The 7,434-nt window shown below is 42.9% G+C and carries 5 protein-coding genes; all 5 read left to right on the top strand.

Annotated features, from left to right (window positions below):
• Positions 1-572 precede the first annotated feature (572 nt).
• The 5 genes from AB6F11_RS12960 to AB6F11_RS12940 all read left to right on the top strand — a co-directional run bounded on the left by AB6F11_RS12960 (position 573) and on the right by AB6F11_RS12940 (position 7,359).
• On the top strand, positions 573-785 hold the full coding sequence (locus AB6F11_RS12960; RefSeq protein WP_017059802.1) for a DUF1656 domain-containing protein: 213 nt from the start codon (positions 573-575) through the stop codon (positions 783-785).
• Between the two features lie 10 nt (positions 786-795).
• Positions 796-1,662 carry an HlyD family secretion protein gene (locus tag AB6F11_RS12955; protein ID WP_104216371.1) on the top strand — a complete coding sequence of 289 codons (867 nt, stop codon included), beginning with the start codon at positions 796-798 and terminating at the stop codon, positions 1,660-1,662.
• 9 nt (positions 1,663-1,671) lie between these two features.
• Positions 1,672-3,027, top strand: coding sequence for an FUSC family protein (locus AB6F11_RS12950; protein ID WP_104216370.1), 1,356 nt, complete (start codon positions 1,672-1,674; stop codon positions 3,025-3,027).
• A 325-nt stretch (positions 3,028-3,352) separates the two neighbouring features.
• Positions 3,353-5,011: a hypothetical protein gene (locus AB6F11_RS12945; protein ID WP_104216369.1), complete on the top strand. Its 1,659-nt coding sequence runs from the start codon at positions 3,353-3,355 to the stop codon at positions 5,009-5,011.
• 251 nt (positions 5,012-5,262) lie between these two features.
• Complete coding sequence (locus AB6F11_RS12940) at positions 5,263-7,359, top strand: carboxylesterase family protein (protein ID WP_104216368.1); 2,097 nt, start codon at positions 5,263-5,265, stop codon at positions 7,357-7,359.
• The last annotated feature ends 75 nt before the right edge of the window (positions 7,360-7,434 follow it).

The following is a 7,434-nucleotide window of genomic DNA, read 5'->3' as shown; positions in this document are numbered from 1 at the left end:
AATCGGCCGATAGTAATTTTACCAACCATATAACCCAATGAGAGTGTAATAAATAATGCGACAAATGGTGCCATGTCAAACAGATTAGAAATAATGTCCATGACAAGTTTACTCTTGTTACTAAATATAAGGAGTAAATAATCTAACGAATAACTTAATAATGATATTTGTTGGATTATTCAAAATAAATAAAGCATCTCGTTGCTTCGAACCGAATATTAAGAACAAAAGGTTTTATTATGTAATCCCATTTGATGGATCAAATCATCACTTTAACTGTTCGCATAGTTTTTGAAGTGCAATTTACACCTTAAGTGATTGGTTTAAATATATTTATCTTAAACCGGCAAAAGTAGATGATTTTCGAAATCAATTTCAATTAAGTGTTTCCACTTCAAGAACGACAACCTACCTACCGTTGTTTTACTGGCTTACGGCTCTCAACAAAGAGGCAGTTGGCATAATCACCGAATAAAGTTGGATTTTGATGGGTACGATCCTCTATAAGCGATTATCACAATAAATCGAACTCCGTTACCGTTGCATTCATCAAACAAATAGAGAACAGAACCATGAATACCATGCCGCATGAGCTTGTGTGGGATGAAGTCTACTTCCCACCGCTGTTATTGGTTATCGCACTGGCTTACATACTGACAATGCTAACAGGGTCAATCGCGACACGGTTTGGCCTTCATAAGTACGTCGCCTTTCCTGCAATAGCAGAACTGAGCTTGATCGTGATTTTTACTGGCGCTATCGGCCATTTTATTACCATTTTTTGAGGCACTTACTGTGATCAAACGTTATCTCATCACACTTTTATTATTGGCTGCTGCGGGAACTGTGGTTTATAGCTATTACCAGTCGTACTCAAGTAACCCATGGACCAGAGACGGACAAGTCAGCGCTTATATCGTCTCGATTACACCTCGAGTCACGGGTCAAGTCATTGAAGTGCATGTCGAAGACAACTCGAAGGTAAAAAAAGGCGATCTTCTTTTTGAAATCGATCCGAGTATTTACAAGGCGACCTACAGAAAAGCAATTGCGACTCAAAAACAAGCATTTGCCCTACTCGCCAAAGCCAAAAACGAAGAGCAACGCGCGTTGAATTTAGAGAAAAGAACGCCCGGTGCCGTGCCCGTGCTGACACTAAACAACTTGAACAACGCGGTAGAAACCAGCGCCGCAAATGTCGAACTGGCAAAAGCGAACGTAGAAGAAGCACATCTCAACCTTGAGTACACCAAGGTATATGCGCCTACTAACGGCTATATCACCAATCTGAACCTACGTGTTGGCTCTCAAGTTGTCGCGAATTCACCTGTGGTTGCGCTAATTGATGAAGATAGCTTCTGGATTGAAGGTTATTTCAAAGAGACTGATTTAGTCGGTGTCGATGCTCAGGACACTGCTTATGTGACCTTAATGATGCACAACAATGTTCAGCTAGAAGGACATATCAAAAGTATTGGTTTTGGTATCGCGAAGCAAGACGGCAGCACAGGTAATGATTTATTGCCAAACGTGAATCCAAACTTCCAATGGATACGCCTAGCTCAACGCATCCCTATCAAAGTGAAGTTAGACAAAATACCAGAAGACGTACAACTGCGTGTTGGTATGACTGCCTCGATCAAAATAATCAAAAATAGCTAGGTGATTCTTATGTTCACTGCATCGACTAAAGACGCGATTAAAGTCGCACTCTCTATCGTTATCGCAATCTGCCTAGCGTTGTGGTTGGGTTGGGAAAAACCGTATTGGGCTGCGATAGCCGTCGCAGTGATGGCATTGAACGAGAGCTTCGCCCATTCAATAAACAAAGGCCATAACCGGTTAATGGGAACCTTGTTAGGGACCGGTTATGCCTTTTTCCTCATTGCGATGTTTTCACAAGATCGATTTTTGTTTCTAACATTTCTTACCGTGTTCTTAGGCACTTGTATTTTCATGTCTAGTGACGAGAAATACGGCTACATCTTTTCAATAGGATTTACCGTGTGTTCGATTGTTGCTTGTCTGGGCGGGTTTGATAACCAAACCACCTTTCACTTTGCTGTACTTAGACTTCAAGAAACACTATTAGGTGTTGTTGTGTTCTCTATTGTGTATCGCATCGTGTGGCCTGTGAATACTGAACTCAACTTTGTACAACGTTTCGAAACCAGTAAACAAGCGTTGTTAGATGCGATGGAAAAAACAGACAACATCGACATTGTCGCACTTGAAAGCAACACCGCGAATATTGATAAGCTGTATCAACTTTTAGATCTGCCACTGACCGGAAGCTACCACCTTAAAGAGAACATCCAAACATGGCGCTTGCGTATCGATGAAATGGTACATATCCAAGATACATTACTCAAACAAAGTAACAGCGAATCAGACTTAGATATCCAATGGGCAGTTCTTACTCACAACTTGAAGACGTTCGATGTATTAACACCAGAACAATCTCTTGTTGAGGGTGAACTCAATGTCATAGGTGATCATAAAGACGTGTCTTGGCATCATGCACATCGCACGTTTGTTGAACATTTGAATGAAGATGGGCGCAAAGTGCTGCAAGGCGTGTCGATGTTTATCACATCGCTGTTGGTTTGGATTTATCTTCCAGTTCCAGGTGGTTTCATATTTCCTATGTTAGCCGGTGTATTCTCTTCTATGGTGCCGACCATGCCACCAAGCGTTATTAAGGACGCTTTTTATGGTGTGTTGGGTACAGGGTCGGTGGTTCTGTTGCAATACATCTTTGTGATGCCATTAATGACAGAACTATGGGAGCTGGGACTATTCTACTTCCTTAACATTATGGTGATATGGAAAGTGTTCGCGACACCTAAGCTCATGGTACACCGAATATTGGGTATTAACTTATTAGTTGTTCTCACATCTGGTGCGCTCAACCTCACACCTGTTTATGGAATTGAAACGCCACTTTTGATGCTCGTAAACATTTTGATTATTCTGATGATAGCGAAGTTGTTTACTGATCTATTTAGAGTGAGGGTAACTGCTTAGAACTAAATGCGCTTAACAACTCACAACAAAACGGTCTGCCAAGTATTTTTACTTCACAGGCCGTTTTTTATCTATTGAAAATCATTATAAATCAATTAATTAACGCTAATTATTACTAAGTGAGGATAGCGTCCATCAAAAGCGATTAACGCGATCTGCCACCTCCTCTTAAAATCCTCTCATTGATTGACGCAATGCATTTTTAGTCGCGACATTCACACTAGCAATCCTAACGGATGAATATATAACAACTGAACACGACGTTCAGTATTACATCGACTGTTTGAGTCTCGAAGGTTTGAGGCTACTCAGCGTGGGAACCGTCATGAGTTTTTTTGAAATACGCACCAGCGCCTGTAAGACCCATACTCTTTCTGTGTTAGCGAGCGCCCTATTACTTACCACCCCCAATTTTGCGTCTGCGGCAGAAACCAATACTTACAGCGAAGTTATGGAAAAAGGTCGAGCACTATTTGACAAATATGGCATCAGTCATGATTTACCAAAGCTAGCAATCAGTTCGCTCGTACAGGGCGAACACCTAGTTGAACACGCACATCGAACCATACAAATTGGCGATGAGGTTCGTGACTCAAGCGTCTATCTGATAAAAAACACAGACAGCAAAGGCAACATCGACCTGCGCGTCAAATACAACCCGCAAGAGCTGGATGAAAACGAAAAACTGATCGATGAAATTGAAGAGTTTACGCGCACTGAGTATCGACTAAGAAATTATGCAGAAAGCTTCGATCCATCGTCAGTGAAAGTCAATGAAAAAGACAACGGCGACGTGACCATTAGCTTCAACTATTCGAAATACGGCTTACCACAAGACATCGCCTATTTCCGTTTCTTGAATGTTGATATTGAACTTGTAGGCGGCACACCAAAACGCATGGTAATCACCAACGACAAGCCATTTAATCTTGGTAAGTCAAAAGTCGATACCTATTACCAAGTGATTGATTTCCAAACGTTAGACTCTGGTAAAGTCGTTATTGAACGTAAGACAACTAACATCGAGGGTACGTCTAAAACGAAACCGATGACCATGAGCGCTGTAACTGAACCCGTCGCAATTTATGAAGACGACAACGGCGTTAATGTCCTGCATGAAGAGCGTCTAAAAGAAGTTTCAGATCCTCGTATGCAAGAAGCGAGTGTTAAGTTAGATCGAGTATTCCCTTTAATGGGTGACATGGTGCGTCGTCAAGGTATCGATTTGCCATTACCATTCGGTGTTTCAGTTGCTTATCGCAATCAAGACATGAACCTTCCTATGACCGATTACGTGATTGGCGGTGTGCGCTTGAATGACCTGTTCGACCCTGAAGATAGCGTTGCAACGGTTAAAGCAGAAAGTCTTTCAATACGTGGTGATGTGAATATTCTGCCGTTCTGGAATGTATTCGGATATGTAGGAAAGGTAAACGTTGACGCGAATGTTGATGCCTCTTACACCGGCGCTGCGGGAGAATATCTACAAGATAAACTCAATAACAAATTACCTGGTCTAGGCGACAAACTGTGCGAGGGCGTATCAGCACTGTGTAACAGTGGGCGTTTAAATGTACCACTGCATCTCGAATATGACTTACGCGGTGCGGGTACAACACTATCTGTTGGTTACAAAGAGTTCTTTGCATCACTGACCGGCACCTATTCACAAACCCGTCTGAAAGGGATGGATGATTGGGGTGACGGCATTGTCACGATTCAGCCAATGTTGGGCTACCAATTAGTTGATTATCGCGCTCAATTCTTCGTTGGTGCTGAATACCAAGGTTTAGATTCACGTATGCAAGGTACTGTAAAGACAGACGATATTGAGTTTGATTACGACGTTGGTGTCGACATTAACCAGTGGGCATTTTTAACCGGAGTCAACAAACAGATTGGCAAGCATTACAACATGACCGTGTTGTACAACAAAGGTGAAACTCGTTCGGCTGTGACATTGAACCTTGGCTATCGCTTCTAGAACGTTTGATCTTCTAGACCTAATAAGCTCTTAGCTCATTGAACTCTGATATCGGTGTAAATCTCACGTTTACTTGCGCCGACATCATACCAACGACATTGCGCCCCCTTGTTTTCAACAGAGAGCAAGTGAAATAAACAACCACGTCAAACGCACCAATGATGGAGCGAATCACCTGATGGAAGGACAGGTTTGACGGTATCGATGCGCTGTTCGTTACTTTACCAAATTTTATTGTGGACACCTTTTTTATGACTATTGCATATCGTTCTCTCATCGCGCTCGCTATTGCGGCCGCTCTTGCTGGTTGTGACACAGACGTTGAACCAACGGTTCCAATGCCAGACAAACCTGAACCTCTCGTACCTGCCCCTGCGGAAACCTTTACTATTCAAATCGGCGACGCAAGTATCAAAGCGACCAAAGAAGAGCTGGTTATTACGTCGAATACCGAAGACGACAAACTGGCTTCAGTTGAGTCTTTTAAAGGCATTAAATTTGCCGATGCAGAGCGTTTTGAGCACAGTGAAATGGTTGATCTTGGGAGTGACATTGATGCCACTTCGTTTGGTGATGCATGTCCTCAATTGAAGACCGTTTCACAGACACAATCTGAAGACTGTTTGAACCTTAACATTTGGCGCCCAGTAGGCGTAGATGCTGATGCAGACCTACCGGTTTATGTATTCATTCACGGTGGTGACTTTGAATATGGCTCAGGTTCTGAAGCACTTGTGCACGGTGATACCGTGGTTGCTCAAGGAAGCGACGATGGTAAGCCTTTCATCTATGTAAGCTTTAACTACCGTCTTGGTCAGTTAGGTACTCAATGGATTAAAGGCGCGAACGAAGATGGCAACTATGGCCTAGGTGACCAGAAGCGCGCCTTAGAGTGGGTACATAACAATATCGCTGACTTCGGTGGTAATGCTCAAAACGTAACCGTTATGGGTCAAGGCTCTGGTGCTATGTCTATTGGTTTCTTGCAGCAAGATGACGATATCGCAGGTCAATATTTCCAACGTGCAATCATGCAAAGCAACCCTTATGGGTTCGAGTATCCAAGTTATGACGTTGCTAAGAGCCGCAACAATAACTTCGATGCAGACACTTCGGTCGACGAGATCATGGCGTCGCAAGAAACAGCTTTGGATGGTATTGAACAGCTAAAAAATTGGTTGTTAGGTTCTTTGCAAATCCCAATTCTGAGCCCAGCCGCAGATGAGACGCCAATGTCAAACCTGATGCCTTATGCTCCTTACATATTGTGTGAAGAAACTTTCCTTGGTAGCTGTAGAGAATCAGCAAAATCACCAACGCAAGCAGGCTTATCAGTACCAACTGTCCTAGGTGAAAATGCACATGAAGCGAACAGCTTTGGCATGCTATTTAGCGCTACGTTCTTAATCCCGACGGTCATCGAGTTATTAACAAATGATGAACCTGAACTGCTTACTAACGAAGATCCAACAAAGCTAGCTCTAGCTATGGTTAACTGGTTAGAAGATGAAAACAACATCGTTCTTCTGAAACAAAAACTATCTGAGCAAGCAAGTGATGAAGTTTCAGCAGATCTTGTATTGCCAAGCAGTGCGTACAGCGCAGTAACGGGCTTATTTTATGGTGCCAAGCTAGAAGGTGATCTACTTGAAATGACTGGATGCATTGATACCAACGATATTGCGGGTACCGTAGGTTGCTTGGTCGACATTGTTGAGATCACTAGCCACCAGCAAACCCAAGATATTCTGGCTCTAACTGATTTCTACCCTAACTCAGAATCTAGCTTTGGTGGCGCTCTTGACAACATGAAGCAATTTAAAACCTTGCTAAATGACACCTTGTTCAATGGTCCAGCTCGTCACATGGCAGCAAACAGCGGAGTAGAAGCAACGCTATACCACTTTGAGCACAAACCAAGCTTTAACATGTGGAACTATAAAACAGGTCTAAATGAAGAAACGGGCGAATACGACCAACTGTCAATCATTGATCTATTCAAAACGATTGGTTGCATCAGCGGTGCATGTAACGGTTCAGAACTGCCATTTATGTTCAACAAAGCTGTACGTTTTGATGGAAGCGAAGTAAATCCATCAAGCAAAGATAAAGCCCTTATGAACGAAATGTCGCGTCTTTGGTTTAGCGATGAATTGTTCCAGAGCTACCAGTACAGCGATGCTACCGACAATGTGCTTGTCATTGATGGTGCAGGATTCAGCGACAACAGCACTACCTTCGACTGGGACTATGTCACAAACCCAGGTGTTGATCCTAAGCTTCGTGAAGGTCGCTTAACGGGTCTAACAGAGCAAGGTCTTATGCCTTGGGACTGGTACCTAAACTAAACATATTCAACACCCTTCCTACTTTAACGGCCAGCTCGCTGGCCGTTTCTATATCCAAATTTTATGTTTAAACGC

Source organism: Vibrio sp. 10N.247.311.14, assembly GCF_041467715.1.
GTDB classification, from domain to species: domain Bacteria; phylum Pseudomonadota; class Gammaproteobacteria; order Enterobacterales; family Vibrionaceae; genus Vibrio; species Vibrio crassostreae_C.
The sequence above is the reverse complement of the archived record's forward strand: the minus strand, read 5'-3'. Positions and strand labels throughout refer to the sequence as shown.

What these genes read in the sequence shown, in the direction of transcription:
- AB6F11_RS12940 (WP_104216368.1), top strand. Translation starts at nt 5,263, where the DNA reads ATGACTATTGCATATCGTTCTCTCATCGCGCTCGCTATTGCGGCCGCT.
- AB6F11_RS12950 (WP_104216370.1), top strand. Translation starts at nt 1,672, where the DNA reads ATGTTCACTGCATCGACTAAAGACGCGATTAAAGTCGCACTCTCTATC.
- AB6F11_RS12960 (WP_017059802.1), top strand. Translation starts at nt 573, where the DNA reads ATGAATACCATGCCGCATGAGCTTGTGTGGGATGAAGTCTACTTCCCA.
- AB6F11_RS12945 (WP_104216369.1), top strand. Translation starts at nt 3,353, where the DNA reads ATGAGTTTTTTTGAAATACGCACCAGCGCCTGTAAGACCCATACTCTT.